Annotated in this window: 21 protein-coding genes, 1 tRNA gene and 1 pseudogene; 7 read left to right on the top strand and 16 right to left on the bottom strand. The window is 33.6% G+C overall.

Annotated features, from left to right (window positions below):
- Positions 1 to 172: 172 nt before the first annotated feature.
- The 9 genes from K0R77_RS07470 to eco form a co-directional block, all read right to left on the bottom strand.
- Positions 173 to 1,177 (bottom strand): bestrophin family protein, encoded by a 1,005-nt coding sequence (locus K0R77_RS07470; protein WP_300350601.1) that lies wholly within the window; start codon positions 1,175 to 1,177, stop codon positions 173 to 175.
- 29 nt (positions 1,178 to 1,206) lie between these two features.
- Entirely contained in the window at positions 1,207 to 1,881 is a 675-nt protein-coding gene (locus tag K0R77_RS07465; protein ID WP_300350599.1) for a DUF2490 domain-containing protein, read from the bottom strand.
- Positions 1,882 to 2,089: 208 nt separating this feature from the next.
- Positions 2,090 to 2,539 (bottom strand): VOC family protein, encoded by a 450-nt coding sequence (locus K0R77_RS07460; protein WP_300350597.1) that lies wholly within the window; start codon positions 2,537 to 2,539, stop codon positions 2,090 to 2,092.
- A gap of 66 nt (positions 2,540 to 2,605) precedes the next feature.
- Positions 2,606 to 2,977, bottom strand: coding sequence for a VOC family protein (locus tag K0R77_RS07455; protein WP_300350595.1), 372 nt, complete (start codon positions 2,975 to 2,977; stop codon positions 2,606 to 2,608).
- Positions 2,978 to 2,986: 9 nt separating this feature from the next.
- Positions 2,987 to 3,385, bottom strand: a complete 399-nt coding sequence (locus K0R77_RS07450) for a hypothetical protein (RefSeq protein ID WP_300350593.1) — start codon at positions 3,383 to 3,385, stop codon at positions 2,987 to 2,989.
- Between the two features lie 5 nt (positions 3,386 to 3,390).
- The gene (locus K0R77_RS07445; RefSeq protein ID WP_300350590.1) at positions 3,391 to 3,858 is read right to left on the bottom strand and encodes a hypothetical protein; all 468 of its coding nucleotides are present in this window, start codon (positions 3,856 to 3,858) and stop codon (positions 3,391 to 3,393) included.
- A 10-nt stretch (positions 3,859 to 3,868) separates the two neighbouring features.
- Positions 3,869 to 4,390, bottom strand: coding sequence for a hypothetical protein (locus K0R77_RS07440; protein ID WP_300350587.1), 522 nt, complete (start codon positions 4,388 to 4,390; stop codon positions 3,869 to 3,871).
- Between the two features lie 9 nt (positions 4,391 to 4,399).
- Complete coding sequence (locus K0R77_RS07435; RefSeq protein ID WP_300350584.1) at positions 4,400 to 4,855, bottom strand: DUF1569 domain-containing protein; 456 nt, start codon at positions 4,853 to 4,855, stop codon at positions 4,400 to 4,402.
- Positions 4,856 to 5,022: 167 nt separating this feature from the next.
- Positions 5,023 to 5,511 (bottom strand): serine protease inhibitor ecotin, encoded by a 489-nt coding sequence (gene eco / locus K0R77_RS07430; RefSeq protein ID WP_300350581.1) that lies wholly within the window; start codon positions 5,509 to 5,511, stop codon positions 5,023 to 5,025.
- Positions 5,512 to 5,686: 175 nt separating this feature from the next.
- Here eco and K0R77_RS07425 point away from each other — a divergent pair, with 175 nt between their 5' ends.
- Complete coding sequence (locus tag K0R77_RS07425) at positions 5,687 to 7,003, top strand: thrombospondin type 3 repeat-containing protein (protein ID WP_300350578.1); 1,317 nt, start codon at positions 5,687 to 5,689, stop codon at positions 7,001 to 7,003.
- 53 nt (positions 7,004 to 7,056) lie between these two features.
- On the opposite strand, the gene K0R77_RS07420 is transcribed toward K0R77_RS07425, so the two are convergent.
- Positions 7,057 to 13,038: an alpha-2-macroglobulin family protein gene (locus tag K0R77_RS07420; protein WP_300350575.1), complete on the bottom strand. Its 5,982-nt coding sequence runs from the start codon at positions 13,036 to 13,038 to the stop codon at positions 7,057 to 7,059.
- 70 nt (positions 13,039 to 13,108) lie between these two features.
- Between K0R77_RS07420 and K0R77_RS07415 the strand changes: the two genes are divergently transcribed.
- From K0R77_RS07415 to K0R77_RS07405, 3 genes are all read left to right on the top strand, one after another.
- On the top strand, positions 13,109 to 13,870 hold the full coding sequence (locus K0R77_RS07415) for a hypothetical protein (RefSeq protein ID WP_300350572.1): 762 nt from the start codon (positions 13,109 to 13,111) through the stop codon (positions 13,868 to 13,870).
- 257 nt (positions 13,871 to 14,127) lie between these two features.
- Entirely contained in the window at positions 14,128 to 15,207 is a 1,080-nt protein-coding gene (locus K0R77_RS07410) for a DNA replication/repair protein RecF (protein ID WP_300350569.1), read from the top strand.
- Between the two features lie 4 nt (positions 15,208 to 15,211).
- Positions 15,212 to 15,508 (top strand): hypothetical protein, encoded by a 297-nt coding sequence (locus K0R77_RS07405; protein WP_300350566.1) that lies wholly within the window; start codon positions 15,212 to 15,214, stop codon positions 15,506 to 15,508.
- Here K0R77_RS07405 and K0R77_RS07400 read toward each other — a convergent pair.
- Genes K0R77_RS07400 through K0R77_RS07390 form a run of 3 tightly spaced genes read right to left on the bottom strand, consistent with a single transcriptional unit; the run spans position 15,486 to position 19,264 of the window.
- The gene (locus K0R77_RS07400; protein ID WP_300350563.1) at positions 15,486 to 17,519 is read right to left on the bottom strand and encodes a recombinase; all 2,034 of its coding nucleotides are present in this window, start codon (positions 17,517 to 17,519) and stop codon (positions 15,486 to 15,488) included. The two genes, K0R77_RS07405 and K0R77_RS07400, sit on opposite strands and share 23 nt — an antisense overlap.
- A gap of 13 nt (positions 17,520 to 17,532) precedes the next feature.
- Positions 17,533 to 18,177 (bottom strand): monofunctional biosynthetic peptidoglycan transglycosylase, encoded by a 645-nt coding sequence (gene mtgA, locus K0R77_RS07395; RefSeq protein ID WP_300350560.1) that lies wholly within the window; start codon positions 18,175 to 18,177, stop codon positions 17,533 to 17,535.
- A gap of 40 nt (positions 18,178 to 18,217) precedes the next feature.
- Positions 18,218 to 19,264, bottom strand: coding sequence for an ABC transporter substrate-binding protein (locus K0R77_RS07390; protein WP_300350558.1), 1,047 nt, complete (start codon positions 19,262 to 19,264; stop codon positions 18,218 to 18,220).
- A 47-nt stretch (positions 19,265 to 19,311) separates the two neighbouring features.
- Between K0R77_RS07390 and K0R77_RS07385 the strand changes: the two genes are divergently transcribed.
- Positions 19,312 to 19,385: transfer RNA gene (locus K0R77_RS07385), tRNA-Arg, on the top strand.
- Here the strand turns inward: K0R77_RS07385 and K0R77_RS07380 are convergent.
- From K0R77_RS07380 to K0R77_RS07370, 3 genes are all read right to left on the bottom strand, one after another.
- On the bottom strand, positions 19,351 to 20,913 hold the full coding sequence (locus K0R77_RS07380) for a recombinase family protein (RefSeq protein WP_300350556.1): 1,563 nt from the start codon (positions 20,911 to 20,913) through the stop codon (positions 19,351 to 19,353). The two genes, K0R77_RS07385 and K0R77_RS07380, sit on opposite strands and share 35 nt — an antisense overlap.
- Positions 20,914 to 21,015: 102 nt before the next feature.
- Positions 21,016 to 21,231 (bottom strand): hypothetical protein, encoded by a 216-nt coding sequence (locus tag K0R77_RS07375; protein WP_300350553.1) that lies wholly within the window; start codon positions 21,229 to 21,231, stop codon positions 21,016 to 21,018.
- Between the two features lie 502 nt (positions 21,232 to 21,733).
- Positions 21,734 to 22,798, bottom strand: coding sequence for a PDDEXK nuclease domain-containing protein (locus K0R77_RS07370; RefSeq protein WP_300350551.1), 1,065 nt, complete (start codon positions 22,796 to 22,798; stop codon positions 21,734 to 21,736).
- A 475-nt stretch (positions 22,799 to 23,273) separates the two neighbouring features.
- On the opposite strand from K0R77_RS07370, the gene K0R77_RS07365 reads away from it, so the two are divergent.
- On the top strand, positions 23,274 to 23,672 hold the full coding sequence (locus K0R77_RS07365) for a single-stranded DNA-binding protein (RefSeq protein ID WP_300350549.1): 399 nt from the start codon (positions 23,274 to 23,276) through the stop codon (positions 23,670 to 23,672).
- A gap of 41 nt (positions 23,673 to 23,713) precedes the next feature.
- A pseudogene (locus K0R77_RS07360) lies at positions 23,714 to 24,788 on the top strand (DUF932 domain-containing protein).
- Positions 24,789 to 24,847: the final 59 nt, after the last annotated feature.

Here is a 24,847-nt window from a genome sequence, read left to right as displayed (position 1 = left end):
TCGTGTTATTTTTTGGTTAATGATAAAGGTTTAAAAACAATTAAAATATTTTCAATTCTAGCACTCTTTGCCATTCTGCAGGAATTTCAACTATCTTATTAAAATTAATTGTCTAGATTCCTGCGGAATGACAAAGATTGTGGCTACTTATTTTCGATTAGTATTTAAAATTTTAAAGTACAATATTATTTTTCGGAGTGATTGCTACCGGGAGATCAGTTTCATCCAACATATCTCTCATATCAATTTCAATAGTTCTGCTGATCTGAGTGATCGGAACGTCATTCGGGCTTCCTTCAAACGGATTTACCGAAGCTTCACCCACACTGTCTAAAGTATGAAAACACCAAGTCACCAACAGAGAAAACGGAATATTGAACCACAAAGTGTAATTTTCCAATACAGTTCCCTCTCCCATTTTATCAAATTCTTTGATCAATCCGAAAGGCACAAAAACAATAAACAAAAGCAAAAGATAAGTTGTAATTGAAGAGAAATTTCTCGGATAGGGAAAGTTTTTGATTCTTTCTGCTTTTCCCTGATCATCGGTAAATTTCACCAACTGCTGATTGATCTGAGACCATTGAAAATCATTGATTTCTCCTTTGGAATAAGCTTCAGACAAATCTTTACTTTGCAACGCCATCAATTGTGTTGCACGGTTTTTTTTGCTTAAAACATATTGAAGTTCGTCTGCAGAAAGATAATTTTCCAATTCAGCATCCAAAGTTGAAAGTCTTTCGGGAATTTCATATTTCTGAGCATATTCTTTAAACTGTGCAGTACTCATATTTTCCCAGTTTCTGGATTCACGAAGCTGAAAACGAAGTGCCGTCAACCAAGCATAATGACGTTTAAACATCAGTTTTACTTTACTTGAATTCTTTTCTGATAAAGAATCTCTCAAAATATAGCCAAAGCTTCGACTGTCATTGATGATTGCTCCGTAAATCTGTCTTGCTTCCCAAAGTCTGCTGTAACTCGCATTATTTTTGAACCCGACAATGAAGGCAACCGCTGTTCCCATAATGGCAATCGGCTGCCACGGAAACGAAATAAAAGTAACGCCAAAATAATAGAGAACGGTAGGAACTGCTGCTAAAATAAATAAAACATACAGACTTCTCCTAGTCCACATGATAAATTCTATTGGTCCGAATCTTTTTCCTGAATGCATTTTTTTAGTTTTTAGTTTTTTTAATGAAATTAATTTTTGGTAAACGGAATATTATTGTAAAATCCTATTTGTACCTGTCCACGGTTTCTGTTTTCCTGAATCTGATTCATATAACCCGCTTCGATTCTCATATTTTTGTTGATGACAAAACCTAAAGCTCCGTAAACTCTGTTTCTGTCGAAAACCGGACTGTCAAGATGCAGAAAAATTTCGTTATACGCTGAAATATATAAAGTTTTCGGAAGCAATTCATTATTATTGACAGGAATATTTAAACCTAATAAGTAACGAAACCTCATCCTGAAATCATCCTGAAGAAAACGCTCTTCCAAACGGTAACGATGCTGAAGATTGAAACGCCCGAACTTTTGTTTTGTGATATATTGCTGGAAAATACGGTGTTCAATATTTTCAGATTTTTCTCCGTTAGCATAAGGCTGACTCAAAATAAAACCATAACCCAATAAAATATTATTATTGTTTTCCGTAAGATCATATCCTATTCCGGTACGGATAAGAAGCTGCTCAAGATCACCGATTCCGTCAAAATTACGATATTGAATTTCGTTATGAAAATTAAGTTTTTTGCTGATTTTGTTGTTTCCAAAATACATATACCACGCTCCGAGATCACTTTTTTGAGCATAAGACGTTGCCGAAAAAGCTATAAAAAGTACAAAAGTCAACTGCCAGAAAATCTTCATTTTTATTTCTTTATTAGTATTATCTATCGAAAATAACAAAATTAATATTTTAAATCAATAATAACAAATAAATTATACGTTTCAAAAATTTAAGGCAGAAAAGAGGTTGAATTATGAAGGAACTTTTCCCTTATATATTTAAAAATGAAAACCGACAAATTAATCTGCCGGTTATTTTTTAATATTATTTATCTTTAAAAATGAAAAATTAAGGATGTTGCTGCATTTTAGCAGGATCATCATAATTTACCATCCAGTTGATGCCAAATTTATCGGTAAACATCCCGAAATACGCACCCCAGAAAGTATCTGTAAGTGGCATTGTAACTTGTCCGCCTTCAGATAATCCACTGAACAATTTGTCGGCTTCTTCTTTGGAATCAGCATTAATTGAAACTGAAAAATTGTTTCCTACTTTTAGATTTGAAGACCATTCTCCACCTGTATCACTTCCCATCAACATGGTTTCTTTTGAGATTGGAAGAGAAACGTGCATGATTTTGTCTTTGTCTTCTTCAGTAGTTTCTTTTCCATCTTGTGGAGGCATTTCGCCAAAAGTTCCGATGTACGGAAATTCTCCTCCGAAAATTGATTTGTAAAATTCGAATGCCGGTCTGCAATCGCCATTGAATGTTAAATAAACGTTTACTGTTGCCATAATTTTTGTTTAAAATTTTTGTGTTTATTATTTAGTTAAAAGTTAATATTAAACTGATTATTAAAATCATCTGTGTTGATCAATCAGAATCATATTTCCGTCAGGATCTTTCAGGAAAATATGTTCAGGTCCGGAAGTTGTTTCGTCGGCTTCTTTTTCTAATGTTACCTGATTTTCTTTTAAATGTTTCTGAATTTCCCGTACATCATCAAAAGATTCAAGATTCTGTGCATTTTCGTCCCAGCCGGGATTAAAAGTCAGCATATTCCCATCAAACATTGCCTGAAAAAGTCCGATCAATGTGCTTCCGTTTTTCATGATAAGATAATTGTTTTCCATACTTCCACCCATCATGCTGAAACCTAATTTTTCGTAAAAATCTTTAGATCTTTGTAAATCTTTCACACTTAAGCTGATAGAAAATGCTCCTAATTTCATCTGTATATTTTATTTTTTATTTAAAGCTAATTTATATCCTACCAAAACCAATGTCCATGACAAAATTCCCAAAATCCAAAACCAGATTGGTGTAGGCAGTACAGACATCATGTAAATTGACTGTATCAGGAAAATAATTCCGCAAATCAGAGCATAAATTTTCTTCCCGTCATCGGCAATTTTAGTAGAAACAAATCCTGAAACGACTGCGGCAATAACATAAGAAATTATCACAAAGAACAGAGCCATAAACGGTGCTGTTTCTACATAATTTTTCATTGCTTCCATATCGTCACTTTTCATTCCTTCGGGCATCGGATAAAGATTATGACCAACTGTCTGAACGATTCCGACACTTATTCCTCCGGAAATGATTCCTGCAATCACTGCTAATATTTTTCTCAACATAACTATTAGTTTTTTAGTCTTGTTTTAAAATCTAATGTTCCGTCATAACTTTTCCAGTTTCCGATGAATTCGATGTAAGGATTTTCTATTTTCTCGGTTTTTTTGTTCCAGCTGAATGTATAAATAAATTTGCCTGTGAAAATGCCGGAATGTTTTCCTCTTTTTTCTTCGGCAAACTCATAGTCACCATATACAGTACCTTTCTTTTTCCCGTCTTTATACTTGGTTATTCTGATCTTCCCTTCGTATTTTGATGTATTATTTTCAACTACAGAATATCCTGAAACAAAGTATTCCTGATCGTTTTTTCTATCCTGTTCGGAAAGTTCGACTTTAAGTTTGATGGCTTCATTTTCGGTACCTATTGTACCAATGTACGGTTTTGAATTATTCGTCCAGACAGTTGAAATGTTTGGCATTTGAGCCCACGCAAAATTGGAAATCAGAACGAGGAGAAGTAAAAGTTTTTTCATCTTGTTGTTTTTATTTAAATATTACTTTAGAAATATCATCGTGAGAGAAGTTGCTGAACCAGACATCAGATTCTTTTCCACTCTCTAAATTTGTATATATTCCTTTGAATGTCGTAGTAGAATAATTTCCTCTCTCATTTGTATCTTTTCTTGTCTGAATACGAAATTTGCCTTTGAAAAACCCGTCATCAATATCAGGCTGAGTTCCATTTAAATGAAAATCTCCAAAAACAAGCATTTCATCAGCACGGGCTTTCACATTAAATACATAATTGAAGGTCAGTTTTCCTGCACACGTTAATGTTTTACCATTCAATGTATATATTCCTTTTACCAAATAGTTTTCCGGTTTTTTAGCATCTTTAACTACAGAAATAAATCGCACATCTATTTTTTCATCCGAAATTTTACCGTCAAAACCCAATTTTTCATTTAATAAAATTTTACTGAAATCCTGATCTTTCAATGGGAAATTATTGGTTTGTGCATAAAAAGTAATGAAAGGAAAAAATAACAATAAAAGTATTTTCATCCCATCTGTTTAAACTCCAAATTGTGCCAAATGATGATTCAAATGTTTTGCAAACATATTGTTCCACTCATCAGATTTTAATTTACCAAAAGAAAGAGATTCTTTTTCATGAAAAGCTGACGCTCCCAATTGCTGTGTTTTCTGAATAAAGCCAATCAATCGTTTCTTTTCATCATCGAAATTTCTTCTTCCAGTGATTACAAACTGAGGTGCTGTCGGAGAATCTCTGGGATAGGCTTTTTCTCCCACCACTTTAGGTTTTACGAATCTTTTTAAAATAAATTTTGCAATAGCTCCCGGTTTTTTATGTTTTTCCGGCTCGTACACCATCTCGTAAGTGATGCAACAGTGTGCCAACATCTGATCTACCGTCATTCTGCCCCACAAACCGTGTGTATCTTCTACCAGATTATTTATTCTATTGATATAATTCTGAGCGTCTTTCGCATCAAATACGTTTTCCATAGTTTATCAAATTGTATAGAAACAAATATAATATTATTTCGGGTGATTTTAAAAATTGTTTTTAATCTTCAATTGTGAATTATTGAACAATCATTGCTTCAAACTACAACAAAAGACTCCCCACAAAATTGGTGAGGAGCCGACTATTTTTGAAATGATTTTCTATATTATTTCTGAACTGCTTTTTTCATTGCAGCATCCGGACGTAAAATTCTGTAACGCACTTCCAAATCTTTAGGCACATAAAAAACCAAAGGCAATTTGCTGTTGTATCTCACTATTTCCGGCTGTAAAGAAACAAATTTCCTGGTTTTTTTCTGATCCGGACAAGCCATTAAAGTTCCGCCAGTTTCACCATTGGATTCCACTTCATAATAATTGTACCCCCAACCTTGTAAATCCTGAGTTGATACTTTTCCCATCAGAAAATGTTTGTTACAATCCAACATTTTTTCAACACCTACAAAGAATTCAACTTTCAGATCATTTTCATTTTTTGCAACCGGTAATTGAATATAAACCTGTTTAAATCCTTCTTTAGCTTTTGGAAACATCTCAATCTGAAGTTTTTCAAATTTTTCTGTTTTCTTCTGAGCCGAAATATTTCCGATGAAAAACATCATTAAGACTGCAGATATAGCCTTTAAAAATCTCATAATTAATGTATTTAAAAATTATCAATTCCCTAAAGTCAAAAATTATTCCAAATCAATAAATTAGGTCTTACATAAACATGATCTAAAATTTTATTTTTTCAAACAACGATGAAAAATATTAAATTTGAAAACCATATTTTATCGTAAAAAAATTACGTTATTAAATCAAAAAATTATGATGAATATAAAAAAACTCATTCTCTTTTTTATTTTCCTGCAATCATTAAACCTTTTAAATGCGCAAAAAAACTCCTGTAAATGTTCGGAACTTGAAAAGTATGACCAGGAAAATCAAAAAAAATGGAAAACATATAAATTTGAGCCCATTTCAAAAGATTCTGCAGTAAAAGCTCCTTTTAATTATATAGCCACTGATTTTCTGGATAATCCGGCAAAAATTTCAGACATTATAGATTCTGTACACATAAAATTAAAAGCCTACGATTATCTGATGAATGCTGATTACTCTGAAGAAAGAGATGATAAAAAGAAAAAAAGTAACACTTCATATATGGATGGCTTTGAAAAGTATATGAATATTTCAGATTCCATCAGAAGTATTGAAGCAAAAAAATCAATTGGTCCTCTAAGTAAACCGAAAGTTATAAAAAGCGAAAAGAATAACAATAAATGGGCAATTTTATATTACGATTTCAAATATGATGAACTGCTTACTTTCGGAGCCGGATACTGGCTTGCTTATTCTGAAGATTCCGGAAAAAACTGGAAATACAATTATACAGGGCTTTCAGAAAAAAATAACTATGTATTCAAATCCAATTCAAAACTTCCGCTTTGGAAAGATGATCATCATATTCAAATCGAAGCTGATATTGTAAGAATGACCGATGAAATGGGGCATCCGTTACCACCGGAATATGAAACCGTGAAAGATAATGCCTTAGTAATAATGGATATTACTGAAATCCTGAAAGACAGTGATGGCGATGGAATCAATGATATTACTGAGAAAAAACTGTTCTTAAATCCCAATTCCAAAGATACCGATAATGACGGGATTCCTGATCATAAAGATACCAATCCACGATTCAAAAAAGACGATAACGAGTTTACCATTCTATATGAAGGATTAATGTATGGTGATTACGAAATTCGCGGAAAAGACTTTTTTGAAGAATTTGATATTGACATCAGTAATCCAAAATTATATTCCGGTGAAGATTCGGGTTTTGCAGTAATGAAAGAGATTATCAATACCATAAAAATGATTGTGACCGATGATAAAAATCTTCAACAAATTGCCCCACCAAACGAGACAATAATTATTCTTACGACAGAGGAATACAAAGAATATGAGAAACAAAATAAATCAAAAATAATAAAACAAAATTTTTCTCCACTTTTTAAATGTGACACAAAAAAAGACACCTATATTCTCAGAGAAAGTGCATCGTACAGCGGCAGAACATATGAAATTACGCGAACCAAAAAAGGTTGGAGTGTAAGAGTGGTATCAAGCTGGATTTCTTAAAGGAAAATAAAAAAAAACGTCACATTGTATTTGTGACGTTTTTTAATGTTAAATTATTCTGTAATTTCAACCTTTGTTCCTTTCGTATGCGCATTCATCTGCGGCGCATAATAATTCTGAATGGTTGTAATTCCGTTGGAGAATTTCCCGGATGCGTTGGCTACATAATCATATTCGAACACATATTTTCCTTTCGGCATATATTCGATGTAGAAGTTCGTGGAAGCATCTTTTGTAGATTGATAATACCCAAGATTATTTTTCCATTCATAACCGGAAAGAACGCTTAAAGGCTCAAATCCGGCCGCTCTCATATCTTTGATGTAGATAAATTCCATCGAACGATCTGTATTTAAAATCATTCTTACCGTTACCTTATCGCCTACTTTCAAAGGAGTTTCTGAAGAGATTTTCTGCAATTCTTCGCCATTTACCGTCTTGATTTTTTTGTACAATTCTTTTGTGATCGAAATGTAATTTTCTGATGATTTTATTTTATCTAAATCCTCATAATATTGCCAGAATAAACCTCCCTGAACAATTCCTGCGCCGGGTTTTGTTACTGTAACTGTGGCTAAGTTTTTATCTACAACATCTGATTTTACAGTAGATTTCACATAACCTGTTGCCTGATTTTCAGGTTTTAATTCTTTTCCGCCCCAGATAATTGTTGCTTTATCACTTTCTGAAGTAGTCCAGGATTTTCCTGAATTTAAAATGGTAAAAATCACTTCTGAAGTTCCTCTCGAACTTCCCCAGGAATTCACTTCTTTTTGGGTGATCAACCAAATTTTCACGTCTTCGATGAATTTCTGATCATTTGGTTTCAATTTGTTGAAAGCTTCCAAAGCTCCTGCATGATTGACTACCTTTGAACTGAACCAACCCCAATCATCAAGATTTTGTTTCCAGTAAACACCCTGAGTTTTTGAATTTACAGAAGTTTCTTTTAAATAATTTAATAATTTATCCGAGACATCTTTTAAACCATAATCGCTCATCAATAAAGCGGTGCGATGCAAACCGAAGAATGTGAAATCGGTAATTTTTGTGGTTTTTGCTTTTTGTTTGACTAAAGATTTTAAAGTTGCGCCTTTTTCTTTTAACGGATATTTTTTCTCCCAATAATTTCTTGTGTCTAAATAATCTAATGTCCAGTTATTGATTACATTTTCTTTCCTTGCACTGAGCGAAGTCGAAATGTCGTAATATTTATTGATTTCGTTGTCAACATATTGAACTAATTTCACAACCAATTCTTTCTGTTCTGAACTTTGATAATCTTTCACATTATCTTTCAACCAAACATTTATTTTTCCTAAATTTTTAAGTATATAAAGCGACGTTGAATACGAACTCGGGTAACCTTGATACCAAGAAAAACCACCATCCGGATTTTGCAGTTTTTTGAAATCGTCCCAATCCTGATTGATCGAATTTTTCATTGTATTTGCATCAAACAACAACGCCAGTTTCTGCATCTGTTCTTCTTCATTTTTGCTTTCCAAAACCCATGGAGTTTCATCTAATAAAAGCTGTTTCAGTTCCTGATTTTTTTCAAGATTTGAATTTAATAATCCTTTGCTTTGATATTCTTCAAAAACAGTTTTCAGTTTCGGATTCGCTTTGAAAACTTCCGAAGCCAAAACATCGGCAAACCATTTATTAAAGATCACATCCGCAGAATTGTTCTGATCATTTTTCAGACTTGGAAGCGCAAACATAATTTCCCAAATCGGATTTGTCGTCAATTCCAATGTATTTGAAACATTTGAAATCGTTGTTGAAGTTGCATTTTTAAGATTTTCTAATTCAAACGTTTTTGTTTCACCTTCTTTTACAAAAACAGGAATTGCATCTGTCACCAACATTCTGTTTGGTAAAATTGCGATTGCTTTTTGTTCGCCATCAGAATATTGACCGGCTTTAGCAACCACTTTTAAGATAATTGAAGAAACATTGTTCGAAACTTTCACTTTCCATGTTAATGCTGAGTTTCCGTTTTCATTTAAATCAAAATTCTGAACGCTTGAATTCAATCCAAATTTTGATGAAATATCTTCATTGGTAAAAGCATCTAAGATCTGTAAACTTGCCGAACCGCTTAATTTCTTGCTCGTTAAGTTGGATAGTTTTGATTGTAGATTCAATTCGTCACCTTCTCTCAAAAATCTCGGATAATTTGGCGTAACTGAAAATTCTTTTTGTGTAATGACTTCTTTTTCCAGTGTTGCTGCTCTTGCGTCTTTTGTATGAGCAAGAAACATTAATTTCCATTTTGTCAAGGCTTCCGGAGAGGTGAATTCGAAGCTTACGTTTCCTTCGGAGTCTGTTTTTAAGTCTGGATAGAAAAAGGCTGTTTCATTCAGGTTTTGACGGACTGGGATTTTATCTAATTCTTCTTTGGAAGATCCTATATCAACCAATGAATCTGCATTTGTTACAGTATTACTAGCTACAGCACTTCTTTTTTTTGTAATCGTCTTGCTGTATCCTAAAACTACTACTTCTTCAAGTTGTTTTTGTACCATTGGTGCAGGCGAAGCACTAGATTCTAATTCCATTGCAGTTACTTTTTTTCCCTTAGGACAACCATTATATTCCGGAAATCCCGGAACAGTAGGACACCTATCTTCACCATCTAAAACACCATCACCATCACCATCACCATCAGAGATAAATCCAAAGTTTCTGTCAAACCAATTAAATTGGGGAACTACTACGAATTTCCCGTCATAATATTGTGCTCTCTTCTGATAATATTTTTGCTCTAAATTCCCATTAATTTCATAAGAATTTACAATTGAATAAGGCATATATAATTTCTCCCAATTAAAAGTATTCATAGCAAACTGATCCAAAGACATATCGTACATATTAGCCAAAACTTCTGCGTTGACCTTTTCTTTTTCATTTCCTGAAACTTTTACCGACCATTTTTCCTTAGAATTGGGTTCTAATTTATCTCTGAAAGTTGTAGTTTCGATTTTTAAAGGCTGTTCTGTATCTTTTATTTTCAGATTGACAGTTTCTGTCTGTACATCATTGAATGCAATCAACTGAAACTGAATATTCAGATTGCTTACACTTTTTTCTTTTGGAATATCAACTGAATATTCTAAAATCCCATTTTTAAATTGATGAACTTCCGAAACTGTTTTTCCGGAACCATCCTGAACAAAAACATTTACCAAAGCATCCTGAATCGCAGAATATACATAGATTTTTGCTTTTTCACCTCTTAAAAATTCATTTTTAGGTTCTAAAACGGTTAAGAAAGGTTTCTGGTTAGGTTTCAAAGATTTTTTGTCCCAAATACTGAAATTTTGAGAAGATTTTATCGTGTCTTTACCTTCGATATTGTACAGTTCAAGCTGATAATCTCCCGCATCAAGTTTTCCGAGATCAAGAGATTCTTCGCTTCGTTTCGTGCCATTGAGAATGACAGAAGAAACTTTCCAGTTTTTTAATTCATCATTTTCATCATATAAATCATGAGGAAATTTGCTTATAAATTCTTCTTTGGAGAACCTAGGCAAATTCTGAATTTCAGATTTAAAATTGTTTCTGAAAATTCTGTCCGGAGATTCCAGTTTTGATAACTTAACTAAATATGATTTTTTAAGATTCTGTTCGTTATAATTTTTGGTTTCAACTTTCAGTTTTACATTTTCATCTGCAAAAGTATTTTTAATGTCATCCGCTTTGATGTAATGAGAAACTGAAGCTACTTTAAGATTGGTATTTGCAGTCTGCGTTTCTCCGTTGATGTCGGTCGCTGAAGCACTGATTTGATAATTATCAATCTGAATTCCTTCTAATTTTTCATCTTTTTTAAAATCTAATTTTATGATAAATTCTCCTTTCTCGTTGGTTTTCACCTCGCCTAAGATCGAATTTTCGTTATCATTATTATTAGGATACCAAGGAAAATATCTCCATCTGATATTCTGTTTTCTAATTTCGTAACTAACGTTGGTATTACTCAGGGCAACTCCCGAAAACATCATGGCTTTTCCTTTCAGTTCAATGGTTTGTCCGTATTTATATTCATCTTTCACAGGATCAAACGTTACTTCAAATTTGGGACGTTTGTATTCTTCAACCTGAAAATATTTGTAACCATCATTTTCGCCATTAGTTATAAGATTAAATTGACCATTTAATTTACCTTTTGGCAAGACAAAACTTCCGTGGTAAGAACCAAATTCGTTGGTCGTAAATTCTTGTATAGAAACGATATCATTATTGGCATCTATCAAAGTGATTTTCTGCTTTAAACCAGAAACAACTCCTTCAATTTCTTTATCTATTCTTGTATTGATTACTTTAAAATAAACCGTTTGTCCTGGTCTGTAAATCGCTCTATCGGTGAAAATCTGAGCTTTCGCACGGGTTTGTTTATTAGGATTGTAATCTTCTACATTTTCACGATTACCATACACTTCCATCATCTGGAAATTATTGGTTTTTGGCTGCTGAATTAAAAAAGTTCTGTAATAATCGTTATTTGTAGTTGCTGGAAATTTAAAAACTCCCTTTTGATCGGTTTTTCCGTTAACTTTACTTAAAGTTTTATTCTGTACGAACTCGTGGAAAGTCAAATTTTCATTATTGATCGGTTTTCCGTTTTCTGCATTGACCAACTTCAATTCATTAGAAAGTTGGTTTCTATTATCCTTTGACTGATAAATAATTTTGTGGTTTGACACTAAAAAATAAAAATTCTGTCTGGATTCCGCATCTTTTTCATCTGAACCCTCGACGGAATATTCTGCAACATAAATTCCTGAAGGAAGCGGTTTTATTTCGAGCGAAGTTTTATGAAGCTGATAATCTTTCAGATCAGATAAATTGAAAGTTTCTTTTTTCAACAAACTTTTTTTCACCTTTGAAAAAGCATTGTTGTAAGGATTTTTAACATATTGAAGGAAAGACAAAAAATCATCTTTTACTTCATAAATATTTAATGAAAACTGTGAAACATTTTTAAATTCTGCAACCATATGAATTGGTAAATCCGGCTGAGTCTGTTCTTCATATTTTATAGCTAAATACGGATTAAGAATCTGATTTTCTCTATTTTTAATATTCTCTAAAAAAACAGATTTCGGATATTGACTTTTTGCCTGGTTTGCAGTTGCCAAAGCTTCCTTCTGCTTATTTTTTGTAACCAGTTCATTCATGATTTCTTCCATCACGAGAACTTTATAATCACCATCAACATTCGATTGAACTAAATTCTGAAACTGTTCCAGTTTATCTTTACATTGGCTAAACTGGCAATTTTCAGATAATTTCTGATGCATAAAATACAACTTTGAATTTCCTGAATTCTGGCTAATTAACTCATCAAAAATACCATTGATAAAAATTCTGTTTTCTGCCAGTTCATTTTTTGTGAATAATCCGTTATCTGATAAAAAACTCACTTTTCTCAGTGAATACCAATCAGCCAAAGTTGGGAAATAAGCGATGTCACTCGTATTTGAAAAAACATCTTTATATTTTGCAAAAGGAATCTTTTTCATCTCCTGATTTTGCAGATCCAGGTCTTTAAAATTTTTGTTTAAATAGTTTTTAAAATCAAGCTTGCTCCAGGTCTCAATCTGCGAAACATCTTGAGAATTCACGTTAGTTCTGCTGTTTATTTCCCATGAATGCTCATTATAATAGTCAAACATAAAACCCGACAATAAGACTTTATAAACCAAAAGATCATCGCCTTTCAGTTTTTTTTCAGCATTTTGCAGTTTAACAAAAAACTTTGATGCTGAATTATTCTGATCATCATCAGATGTCTGATTTACAATGCTGAATTCTGCTTTGAGAGAACGAATGAGCTGAAGTGCATTATTTTCTTTCATGGCTTGGTTTTGTATATCCAGAACAATAGGAAGATTGGATTTGTAAGTTCCTTTCTTACTGTTTTCTCCTATTTTCTTCCATTGTTGGTCGTAGTAATTTTGTGAAAATGCCACCGAAAAATTAAGCAACAGCACAAACAGGAACAAAACCTTGGAAAATCTTTTCATATTTGAATTTTTATTTGTTTTTTTATAGTCCTATGGAATCCTGCGATTTCCATAAATATTATTTTGATCAATGAATTTCTTAAAAGTACTGAAAAAATTTGTCATAGACAGCCAACTTTACGTATCCTTAATGGGGACACTTTTTGCAGTATTTTTTATGGAGGAGCAAAACACATTCCGTTTTCCTACAATGTTTCTTATATTCATAACGTATTTTAGCGGATATCTTTATACGAAGTATCAAAACACAAAACATTTTTACAAAATTTTTATTATAAATATTGTAGCAGGAATTGCTTCTGCCGTTTTAATTATTTTTAATCATAATGAAATACGTCTTATAAAATGGTTTGTAATTGTAGTTTTAGGACTACTTTACAATAGTTTTTTCCTTGAAAATTATATCCGGAAAATTCCGTTTCTGAAAGTATTTTATGTAGGATTGGTTTGGGCTTTAGTCAATTGCTGGCTGACTTTACCGGAGTTTAATCTTCCGATTTTTCTGATCAGTTTCTTTTTTATTACAGCTTTGGTTCTGCCCTTTGATATTCGGGATATGAAAAGTGATACCGTTGAAACTTTCCCAAAGCTTATCGGAGTTCAGAATACAAAATATATTGCTTATTTATTGGTTTTTGTTTCGTGTATCTTATCTGTTTTTTATCTGAAAATACAGTTTGCTGTATACTTTTTCTTAACCACAGTCTTAGCTTTTATCCTGATTTATTTTTCAGAAAATAAAAGAAGCGATTCTTATTTTTCTTTTTGGGTAGAATCTTGTTCGGGTTTACCTTTTTTGTTTTGGATTATTTATCTTTACTTAAAATTTTGAGCGATGGAAAATTTTAATGAAACGAAATTAAAACTGATTCAAATCAAATACCTACAATAAAAAAATTAAATCGATTAATTGATCAAAAATTACAACAAATTTTACAAAATCCAAAGTCTGGGATAGTTACCAATATTCAAAATATAAAAGCTATTTTAGTCGAAAATTTTTACATTCATTATTCTTTAAAACCAGATTCAATTCGAATTTTAAGAATTTTGGACACCAGACAAAATCCAGAACTATTCACTTTATAAATGATCATCAAAAAACTCACGCTTTACAATTTTAAAAACCATTCTGAGAAAAAGTTTGAGTTTTCACCGCAAATCAATTGTTTTGTAGGAAATAACGGTGCGGGAAAAACCAATATTCTCGATGCTTTGCACTATTTATCGGTCGGGAAAAGCTTTTTGGGAAATACCGACATTAATAATATCAAAACTGACGAAGATTTTTTCACCATTGATGCTGAAGTTCAGAACGAAGACAGCGAAGACAGTATTAAAATCTCTCAACCGAAAGAAGCCAAGAAAATCATTAAAAAAAATGATAAAAGCTACGATCGAATGGCAGATCACATCGGTTATTTGCCAAGTGTGATGATTTCGCCTTACGATTCAAACCTGATTTCTGATTCCGGGGAAAGCCGTAGGAAATTTCTTGATTCTATGATTTCCCAGACTGATTCTGGTTATCTTTTTGATCTGATTCAGTATCAGAAAACGATTCAGCAGAGAAATGCTTTGTTGAAATATTTCGCCAAAAACAGAGTATGGGACAAAGATTCTCTGGAAATTTATGATGATCCGATCACAAAATCCGGAACCAAAATTTTCGAAAAAAGAAAAGAATTTGTTGAAAAGCTCAATCCGATCGTTCAGAATTTCTATCAGATTATTTCAGGTGGAAGAGAAACAGTTTCAGTGATTTACGAATCACATTTATCTCAAGATTCTTTTGAAAATTTACTAAAAGAAAGTTTAGAAAAAGACAGAATGCTGACTTACACTTCAAAAGGAATCCACAAAGACGATTTACTTTTTGAGATGGATTCTGTACTCATTAAAAGAATCGGGTCACAAGGTCAGCAGAAATCATTTTTAATTTCATTAAAACTAGCTCAAATGAGTCTGGTAAAAGAACTTACAGGAAAAACTCCGATCCTTTTACTGGATGACATTTTTGATAAGCTGGATGATCACCGTGTTGCTCAGCTGATAAAATTGGTAAATCAGGAAAATTTCGGACAGATTTTTATTACAGATACGCATCGAGAACGTACAGAAAGTGTGGTAAAAAAGATCAATGAAGAAAGTATAATTTTTGAGATTTGAGGTAATGAGAAAAAATAAAAAACGCGAATTTCAATCCTCAGAACTGGTAAAATCATTTGCCAGAATATATGGTTTTGAAGATAAATTACTGGCTTTTGAAATTAAAGATTTCCTTGAAGAATATCTTGATGAAAGCTTGTTCAATGAAATTGAAAGCGTAAATCTTGAAAATAAAACGATTATTATAAAAATCGATTCTCCATTATTGAAAAATGATTTTAAAATGCGTAGAAGCTTTTATTTAAAAAAGTTTCAGGATAAATTTGGTGAAGAAAAATTTACTGATCTTCAGATTTTGTAGGTATCGTTTTTTGTACCATGTCATTCGTTTTAAAATCAAAACTTGAACGTAACGGTATAAAAAATTTAAGTGGATTTTTTAAAAAATACCTGAAAATTTCCCGGTAAATCTCACCAACCTCACCAAAATTAAGTTTTCTTGATCTGAACGCCAAAAACATCGACAAGCTGAAACTCACCAAAAAGTTGAAAAACCCAATGATGAAAACCGTGAGAAGTGCAATCCAGAATGTGTAAGAATCTACGTTAAAATCTTTTCCGTACAGTCCTAGAGCAAAATTTCCTGCAGCAAACGTAATGTGACGAATGTCGAGATCTAACCCAAAAAATAAACCAATCGGTGCAGTTGCACCCAGGAAAACGCCAAACCAGAAATTGGAAATAATTCCTGCCCAGTTTTTAGCATAATAGTTGGATAGTTTTTTGGCAAATTTAGCCCCAAAAACCCTTTTAATAGACTGGTTTTTGGCAATTCTGTCCGGAATCTGAAAGAAAATGGAATTGTTGCCAATGTTTCCGGAAATAATCCCCGAAATAAATAGATAAAAACCGGCAATACTTGCGTGAAGAATCGCTTTAGAATTAAAAGGATCTAAATCTTTCAACAATTTTTCTGATTTTTCCACCGCTAAATTCTGTGAGAAAAACACATCCAAACCGTAAATAATTGCCATCGCAACCGGAAAAGCCAACAACACATTTCCAACAAAAGCGATAAACTGACTCCTGAATAATTTGGAAACCAAATCTGCAAATTCGGTATTGTTTCTTTTTGTATTTCCCTGCTCAGAAAGAACTTTGGTCATCGTTGCAGCCGTCATTGCTGGCTGTTTTGTTGCCAAAGTAAAGCCCATGAGATAGATCATCACAAACCCCATCGCATAATTCAAAGAATATAAAAACGCATGGAAAAAGTCGCTTCCAGGCATGAAACCGTACAACATTTTCAGTACACATAGAGCACCTACGATAATACCACCACCACTTGCTTTCATAAACATTTTCATGTACTGTCTGCGATTGGAAGTGATATAATGACTTCCCGTTTCTGCGGTGTGGTTGGTAATCAGATGAGAAATCATCCTCGTACTGTCGTTGAAAAGTTCTGAAATATTGTTTTTGTGAGATTTATAACTTAAAACATTAAACATCAATTGTTTAGATTTAACAATAACATCCTCATCATTATCAATAACCAACAACTGCACGATCTCAAAAATTCTCTGAGTCTGCTGACGAATTTTCAGAAGAGCCTGGTTGATTTTCCCCGAAATACCGTATTTAGAAGAGTTTTTGAACGCAATGTTCACAAAGTCGAGACATTGCTCTATATAAATTTTAATCTGCTTGTATCTGCTGTCTTTTGAGTGTAACTGAATCTCAGGATTAATTTTAAATTCTTCAGCCAAAGCTTCAAGCTCATTTTGTAAGGCTAAAAAAGGATTGTCGAAATTTCTGTATTCGGGAGCCATTCTCACCACCTCAACTTCCAAAGCCATTCCTGTGACGCGCCATGAAAGGATATTCATTGAAAATATAAGTTCTCTTTTGACTTTCTTTTTCTGAATAAAATCTGAAACTCCAAGAATATGAAAAAATTCATTCATCTCATTTTCAGGAAGATTATGCAGATATTCCAGGTCTTTTTTTGGTCTGAAACTGATATTATCGACCATATACCAAACCGTTTTTTCGTTTTCCACGGGTGGTAAGATTTTATTAAGAATCCGTTTTTTTAGTTCCGGAAAAAAAGCATTTTCTGATAAAATATTGGCTTCGGTAAGCGATAAATTGAAAGGTCTGCCCTCAAAAATATTATGAATGTAATATCTGAAATTATCTGCCAAGTTAGGATTTGCCTTAAAACAGTTAAGAACGTCGGTAAAATCGGCTTTCTTTATGCTCTCCAGAAACTCTGCAAAAGGTTCCAGAGAAAGGGTTTCATTCTTAAAAGAAAAATATTTTTTAAGAACAGCTTCAAAATTTTTTGTACTTGTACTGAGAAATTTCATTAGTACAAAGATACTATTTCAAACTTACATTTCTCATCTGTCGCATAATCCAGTTATGTTTCTTTCTCAGATAAGAAGACGGGTTTTTGGGATCGTATTTTTTGGGATTGGGTAAAACCGCTGCAATCCAGGCTGCTTCTGAGGTATTGAGATCTTTTGAAGACTTGCCAAAGTAATATTGTGACGCAGCTTCAATTCCGAAAACACCCTGTCCCATTTCAATAGAATTCAGATATCTTTCAAGAATGATGTCTTTACTCCATACTTTTTCTATGATAAAAGTATACATCGCTTCAAGACCTTTTCTGATCCAGCTTCTACCTTGCCAAAGAAAAACGTTTTTTGCAGTTTGCTGAGAAATAGTGCTTCCTCCTCTCAGTTTTTTTCCTTTTTCGTTGTTCTTCATTGCTTTTTCGATGGCCGTATAATCAAATCCGTTATGATTAAAAAACTTCTGATCCTCTGAAGCGATCACGGCTTTTTTCACATTACTTCCCATTTCATCATAAGAAATGTAATCTCTATTGAGTTTACCGTATTCGAAAAGTCCGCCAATCTGCGTAATGGTGATGGGTGGATTAAAAAACCTTCCCCAGATGATGAATACTACGTTCAGAACAAGAACGATAAAAATAAGCTGTTTTATTTTTTTCCACATAAGCTAAAAAACTTCTGCAAAAATAAAAAATTCCGGCGATCTATTGTAATTCTTTCATATAAGTCAGCTGATAATCCGGCAAAAGCTCTGGATGAAAGATTTTTATATAATCTTTGAGGACAAGATCTGAACGCACTACTCCGCTTTCAAAAAAATCATTTGATTTTTGTTTTTCTTTGGCAGTGAGTCCATAAATTTTTCCTTTTTTGAAAACCTCAAGCTTTCCATAATACGGATTGATATTCAGCAATTCCTGTTTAGAAAGATGATTTCCTACATTGACCCAATATTGAGTTTGAACAGATTTTGCGTAAACTTCTTCAAAACTCATCGTAACTGCTTTTTCTTCCGAATTATTTTTTAAAATGTAATCAGCATAAGCGTCTGAAATATAGTTTGCTGTAAATGTTTTTCCGCCCGGCAGATACCAAACGTCTCCGTACATTTCGTTTGCCAATACTTTGGGCTGTGATTTTGATTTTAAAGCTAATTGTATTAATTCTTTATAATTTTTTTCAATCTCTGAATATTTTTTTTCAGCAATTGCTTTTTTTCCAAAAAGTTTTCCGAAAAGTTTAAGATAAGCAGTCTTCTCTAATGGTTTCTGTTCCATATATTCATCTAAAAAAATAACCTGAATTCCATTATTTTTTAAGAGTTCATACGTATTTTCGAAGCTTGCAATGTAGTTTGTGAAAATCGCATCCGGTTTTAAGGAAATAATCTTTTCAACATCATATTTTTGTTCGTTTCCGACGTTTTGAATTTTCCCCTGTGTTATTAAATTATTAATTTTTTCTGAATAAATATATTCCGGACTCGAAACTCCGATAACTGTATTTTCTGCACCAATTTCAGAAATGAAGCCCAGCAAACTGGAGTTCAGCAGGATAACTTTTTTAAAAGGAATTTGGTTTGTTTTAAAATCATATTTAAATTTTCCTGATTCAAAATGAAAATTTTCTCCTTCTTCTTTGTAATTTAGTTTTGAAGATAAAGAAATAACATTATCATGTGATTTTTTTTGCTCTTGTTTACAGGAGATTACCGATAAAAATGCAATAATTAATAAAAATTTCAGTTTCATCTTTCAAAGAAAGCAAAAAAGTCTTATATTTGCAAACCTTTAAAAAAGGCCTCGTGGCGCAACTGAATAGCGCATCTGATTACGGCTCAGAAGGTTACAGGTTTGAATCCTGTCGAGGTCACAAGACCGACATTTGAAGTTTTTACTCTCTTATGTCGGTTTTTTTTATTTCCTAATCCATTGTTATACTGATAGATACATTGGGCAACAATATTCATTTTAGGTGTTTGAAAACTTTTTCCGTCAAATTCGACTTTTTGGGGAAATATCAAACACCCTATCGTCCTTTTTGTTGACAGATCGCCTTGTTGGTATAGGTTTACAAGGTTTTCCATGGAATCGAGTGCATTTTCTATTTTTGTTTTGATGTCAAGTTCTTTGCTTTCCGATACGATCTGCTGAAGCTCCTGTTCCAACTGTTCAATTTGCAATTTTGTGAGTCTTTTAATCTCTTTGTAATCTTCTTCATCTAGTTTATCGAAAAGATATTTATCTCTTGCGCTGGCAACCTTTTCATTCAGCAGGTTGATTTCTTTTGAGATCGATTTTCTTTTAGCCTCGATATCATAAGTGAATTGTTTATAGTTATCCAAAAGTATCTTCTTCATAAGATCTTTGATGATAGGATTATACTCCAGCTTTGAAATTTCCATCTCAAAAAGTTCATTCAGTCTGTCAGAGTCAAATCTGAATCCGCATTTGTAATGACAATGATAATAGTAATAGGTTTTAGATTTTCCTTTCGCACCACTTGCTGTGAGATTTTTCCCACACCTTGGGCAGGTCAAAAGGCCTCGTAGTGGAAAACGCTCATTACCTAATACTCTTCCTCCCGGACCCTCTACTTTTCTTTTTTTGTCCATGATCCTTTGAACCTGATAAAACAACCTTTCACTAATCAATGCCTCATGCTTCCCTTCAATGTAGTAAGCTTCCTCTTGCTTATAGTCTTCAATGTAGATCTTACCACAGTAAACTGGATTTCTCATGGCCTTTGCGAAAGCGCTTCTTGACATTGATACACCTTCCCTTTTATTCATCTGTAATCGTACATGGTCAGCAGGAATATGTCCTTTTGCGATCTCAGTGAATGCCCAGATAATATTTGAAGCCTCTGGCTCCTTAATGCCAATATACTTCTTACCATCTTCATGACTCCTATTTATATATCCGTAAGGAGCTATTCCCATCAATCTCCCCTCCTTTTTTGCTCGCCTCATACCATGGAATGTATTCAAAGCCCTCCTGTCATTTTCGACTTCTGGGGTAGAAAGGTATATGGCTAGCATAAGCTTGTTTTCTGGAACAGACATATCCAAAGGCTGTTCGATCGCCTGGGGAATAATGTGGTTTTTATGGAGAAGACTGATCATCTGGTAAGCATCTCCAGTATTACGGCTAAACCGATCCCATTTTGTAAACAGGACAAGTGTACTTTTATGATTTCTCTTCTTTATCTCTATAAGGTACTTTTTCCATTCGGGACGTTCAAAGCTTTTAGCTGAGTGGTCTTCGTATATCACTTTATTGATAGAAATATTATTATTTGTACAATATCTGCGCAATCTCTCATCCTGATCTCTTTGGGAATAGCCTTTTTCGGCCTGCTCATCAGTGGAAACTCTTATGTATAGATCTGCTATAATCATTGTAATGACGATTTCGTTAAAAAGTTGTTTAATGCTTGCAACATGGAGAAGGTTGCGTTGGTAGAAATTCATCATTCTAATATGGTACTAATATACAAATAATCAGTAAGATGAAAAATATTCTTTGAGCGTTAATTTCACAATAATATATAGAAACTCCATGATCTCTTCTGACTGATTCTTGTCGATTTCATAGCCCGCTTTTTTCAATATTGCCAAAGCCTTTTCAGGCGGGATCTTTTTTAATTCAATAGATGGGATGTATTGATCGATTTTCGGTCTTGCTGTTGCTTGCTTCTTTACTTTACCTTTCTTCATAAAACTTGAATTGAGGACTTGTTCTCAATAATTGTAATTTAAAAAGCAGAATAATTATTTTTTATAAGTTGCTTCAACGGTCATCTATTGGCGCTAAATGTATATATAGACTAAAATTTAAAATTTGTTATCCCGTAATTATATGCAATTAAGGACAGAAGCAATTTTTGGATGATCGGAATACTAGTAGATTCTGTTTTTTTAGTGTGATCTCATGGGACTAATGAGAAAGAAGCTTAAAAAGCACGTACTATTATGTGTAATCATGATGGTATGTACCTTTGATACTACACTGACCCCAGAGGTGGAATTATCGAACACTTTTGTAGAGGATTTAAAGAAAATTGCGGAACTTACAATGTTATAGAAGTTATTTTTATCATTTAATTTTTTTGCGTAGTAAAATCTAGTTGGGTGTAATAATTCTTCCAAATTCAATTGTTTTTTTCCTGAAGGATAAAAAGCATTTTTGATAACACTTCTACTATGATTTTTGTGATGGTTATCCGATTTGTTTTTTTAGTTCTTCTTTACTTGGAAGAATAGCCTTATACTCTTTAGCAAAAATGGTATTGTTGTTTTCTGGAAGTGTAAATTCAATCACAGTTTTGTTTTCTTCCTTACAGAGAATGATTCCAATCGTCGGATTTTCTCCTTCTATCTTCACTTTCCTGTCGTAATAGTTGACATACATTTGCATTTGTCCAATATCCTGATGGGTTAATTTACCGATCTTCAGATCAAACAACACAAAGCATTTTAGCAATCGGTTATAAAAAACCAGATCAACAAAAAAACTATCACCTTCAAAAGTGAACCTGCGCTGCCTTCCCTCAAATAAGAAACCTTTGCCCAATTCCAACATAAAATGCTCAAGCTTATTAATGATCTCTGTTTCCAGATCACTTTCAGAGTAGCGGTGATCCTGCTTCAAATCCAGGAACTCCAGAACATAATGACTCTTGAGCAGGTCGGTCGGCTTTTCCACGATTTGACCTTTTTGTGTCAGTTGTTTTATCCCCTCCTTATCTTTGCTGAGAGCCAGTCTTTCGTAGATCGCTGAGTTGTACTGTCTGGTAAGTTCTCTGACGCTCCAATTGTTTTGAGTGGCCTCTATTTCGTAAAAATTTCTCTCATTTTCGTTTTCAATTTTCATCAACTGAATGTAATGAGACCATGACAATGTAAATACAGAATTACGAGACGGTGTTTCATAATTTGAATTCTCCAAAGAAATACGAGACGGTGTTTCGTATTTTCCGGAATCTTCGCTTATTTCATCAGAAATTCTCTTTTGGAACATTAAATAAAATTTCCTCATCCACTGAAGATTGTCAACCGAGTATCCTCTTCCGAATTCTTCTCTAAGCTGTTTACTGAGATTTTTAAGCGTCTCTTTTGAATATTCGGCTCTATCTCTTCCGCTTTGTTCATCCTCAACAATAATTTCACCTATTTGAAAATAGGTCATTATCATCGTCATATTAATATTTCGGACGATCTTACTTTTTGCATTTTCAATTAAATGCTTGACAGAGCTGTAAAGATTGGATGATAATGAATGCATAATTACAAATTTAACATTATTTCTTTAGTACAAACCACTAAGATAATCTCTGAATTATAATTTTGACGTATAACAAATTGGATGGCTCCATTTGGCAGCCATCTGCTCTGGAGAATCAAAAATAGATCTCAAGAAAATAACCTATGCATTTAATTGTAAATCAAATTCAATTTGGATTTAATGAATTCATTAATTTTTTCATAAAAAACCACTAAAAAGGCAGCTAAGGTATAGCGGTCATCCATTTCTTCACCCAGCCAAAAGACTACGGCATAAACGGTTTCCTCCCTGAAGGTACCCTCCAATTATTCCGTTTCCTTTTGGCTTTTCCCTTTGCCAGCTAAGATTATCTGCTTTCTTTTTTCCGGTTTTTCTTTTGAAAAATATTCAGCGAAGCCTGAAAGGCTTTTAGGGGATGGGTCGGAGAAAAGATTGAGAACAAATCAAAATGTACAATCTTTAAAAACCTACGGTTATGAACATTATCGGAAGACTGACAAGGGAGGCGGAAGTGCGCAACTTGCCAAATGAAAAACAGGTAGTTAATTTTTCAATTGCTACGAATGACAATTATCGCAACAAACAGGGCGAACGACTCGAACAGACCACCTATTTTGAATGCGCCTATTGGATCTCTCCAAAAGTTGCAGACTTTTTATTGGTAGAATTAAGCGGAAGAGCCTATACCTCTGCATGGCTGGGGAAAGACGGACAACCTCATGCAGGTTTAAATTTCCATACGTCACAGATCAGGGTTCACGGCAATGGTAAAAGAACCGAAAACATCTCTACTGAGTCGAACAAAACAGATAAGAAGGAAATTTCTAATTCTAAATCCAACGACAGTGACAAGGATGATGACCTACCATTTTAAAATCATCAAATACCATTTTCTAACAATCAAATATCAACATCATGGCACATAATTTAAATTTTAACAACAGAACAGGAAAATATTCATTTTTCAGCGTAAAGGAAAAAGCATGGCATAACTTGGGACAGATCGTACAGGATTACCCGACAAGTGAAGAAGCCATCAAATTTGCAGGACTAGACTACGAGGTCGAAAAGTCTCCCCTATTTACAAAAGGTGCAGGCATTATCGAAAAGAGAAATGGGATAGAAATGATCGATTCAGAGTTGGAAGTTCCCAACTACTTTGCCAATATCCGCACCGATAATAACACCGTTTTAGGCGTAGTCGGAAAAGAGTACCATATCGTACAAAACCGTGAAGCCTTTTCATTTTTTGATTCTATTGTAGGCGGTGGAAAAGGAATCTTATACGAGACTGCAGGAGCTTTGGGAAATGGTGAGCGGATTTTTATCACGGCTAAATTACCCGATTATATCCGTGTTGGAAACGGTGACGACATTACAGAAAAATATATTTTCCTAACCACCTCCCATGATGGGAGCGGAAGCATCACCGCCGCATTTACCCCTGTTCGCATTGTCTGTCAAAACACTTTAAACGCTTCATTAAAAAAATATGAGCAATGTGGTGTGGATCAGACATACCGCAGGAGCAAAACAGCGTTTGGACGATGCACACAAGGTCATGGGATTAGCGAATAAATTGAGTAATGAATTGGAAAGCACGTTTAATCATTGGGCAAAAATAAAGGTCGGTAATGATGAGATGAAAAGACTGATACTGTTGGCACTCTGCCCCAACAAAGAAACTTTAAACCATTTGCAGAAAGGAAATTTCGATGACGTTTCAACAGTTTTTAAAAACACCGTTGATGATGCATTTGCCTACGCAATGATCAGCGAAAGCCAGCAAATGGATACAACCAAAGGAACTTTGTTTGGCGTTTACAATGCTGTTACAGGATATTTTCAGAATGTCAGAAATTATAAGGATAATGAAGCCAAACTACAGTCCATCGTTTTGGGAGGAACTGCACACTTAAAGGCTCAAAAGGCTTTTGATCTGTGTGAAAATTTTGCCCGATCTGGCGCAGAAACTTTAATCATGAATTAACTACAAATTTTAAAAGTTAAGTACGGGAAATTCAAGTCTCTGCCGTACAAGAGCAACAC

It is taken from the genome of Chryseobacterium sp. (assembly GCF_029240215.1).
Taxonomy (GTDB): Bacteria; Bacteroidota; Bacteroidia; order Flavobacteriales; family Weeksellaceae; genus Chryseobacterium.
Note: the sequence above shows the minus strand (reverse complement) of the source record. Positions and strands in the feature narration are given on the sequence as shown.

Coding starts and splice junctions, on each gene's coding strand:
- K0R77_RS07470 (WP_300350601.1), bottom strand. CDS start 1,177: ATGCATTCAGGAAAAAGATTCGGACCAATAGAATTTATCATGTGGACT.
- K0R77_RS07465 (WP_300350599.1), bottom strand. CDS start 1,881: ATGAAGATTTTCTGGCAGTTGACTTTTGTACTTTTTATAGCTTTTTCG.
- K0R77_RS07460 (WP_300350597.1), bottom strand. CDS start 2,539: ATGGCAACAGTAAACGTTTATTTAACATTCAATGGCGATTGCAGACCG.
- K0R77_RS07455 (WP_300350595.1), bottom strand. CDS start 2,977: ATGAAATTAGGAGCATTTTCTATCAGCTTAAGTGTGAAAGATTTACAA.
- K0R77_RS07450 (WP_300350593.1), bottom strand. CDS start 3,385: ATGTTGAGAAAAATATTAGCAGTGATTGCAGGAATCATTTCCGGAGGA.
- K0R77_RS07445 (WP_300350590.1), bottom strand. CDS start 3,858: ATGAAAAAACTTTTACTTCTCCTCGTTCTGATTTCCAATTTTGCGTGG.
- K0R77_RS07440 (WP_300350587.1), bottom strand. CDS start 4,390: ATGAAAATACTTTTATTGTTATTTTTTCCTTTCATTACTTTTTATGCA.
- K0R77_RS07435 (WP_300350584.1), bottom strand. CDS start 4,855: ATGGAAAACGTATTTGATGCGAAAGACGCTCAGAATTATATCAATAGA.
- eco (WP_300350581.1), bottom strand. CDS start 5,511: ATGAGATTTTTAAAGGCTATATCTGCAGTCTTAATGATGTTTTTCATC.
- K0R77_RS07425 (WP_300350578.1), top strand. CDS start 5,687: ATGATGAATATAAAAAAACTCATTCTCTTTTTTATTTTCCTGCAATCA.
- K0R77_RS07420 (WP_300350575.1), bottom strand. CDS start 13,038: ATGAAAAGATTTTCCAAGGTTTTGTTCCTGTTTGTGCTGTTGCTTAAT.
- K0R77_RS07415 (WP_300350572.1), top strand. CDS start 13,109: ATGAATTTCTTAAAAGTACTGAAAAAATTTGTCATAGACAGCCAACTT.
- K0R77_RS07410 (WP_300350569.1), top strand. CDS start 14,128: ATGATCATCAAAAAACTCACGCTTTACAATTTTAAAAACCATTCTGAG.
- K0R77_RS07405 (WP_300350566.1), top strand. CDS start 15,212: ATGAGAAAAAATAAAAAACGCGAATTTCAATCCTCAGAACTGGTAAAA.
- K0R77_RS07400 (WP_300350563.1), bottom strand. CDS start 17,519: ATGAAATTTCTCAGTACAAGTACAAAAAATTTTGAAGCTGTTCTTAAA.
- mtgA (WP_300350560.1), bottom strand. CDS start 18,177: ATGTGGAAAAAAATAAAACAGCTTATTTTTATCGTTCTTGTTCTGAAC.
- K0R77_RS07390 (WP_300350558.1), bottom strand. CDS start 19,264: ATGAAACTGAAATTTTTATTAATTATTGCATTTTTATCGGTAATCTCC.
- K0R77_RS07380 (WP_300350556.1), bottom strand. CDS start 20,913: ATGATTATAGCAGATCTATACATAAGAGTTTCCACTGATGAGCAGGCC.
- K0R77_RS07375 (WP_300350553.1), bottom strand. CDS start 21,231: ATGAAGAAAGGTAAAGTAAAGAAGCAAGCAACAGCAAGACCGAAAATC.
- K0R77_RS07370 (WP_300350551.1), bottom strand. CDS start 22,798: ATGCATTCATTATCATCCAATCTTTACAGCTCTGTCAAGCATTTAATT.
- K0R77_RS07365 (WP_300350549.1), top strand. CDS start 23,274: ATGAACATTATCGGAAGACTGACAAGGGAGGCGGAAGTGCGCAACTTG.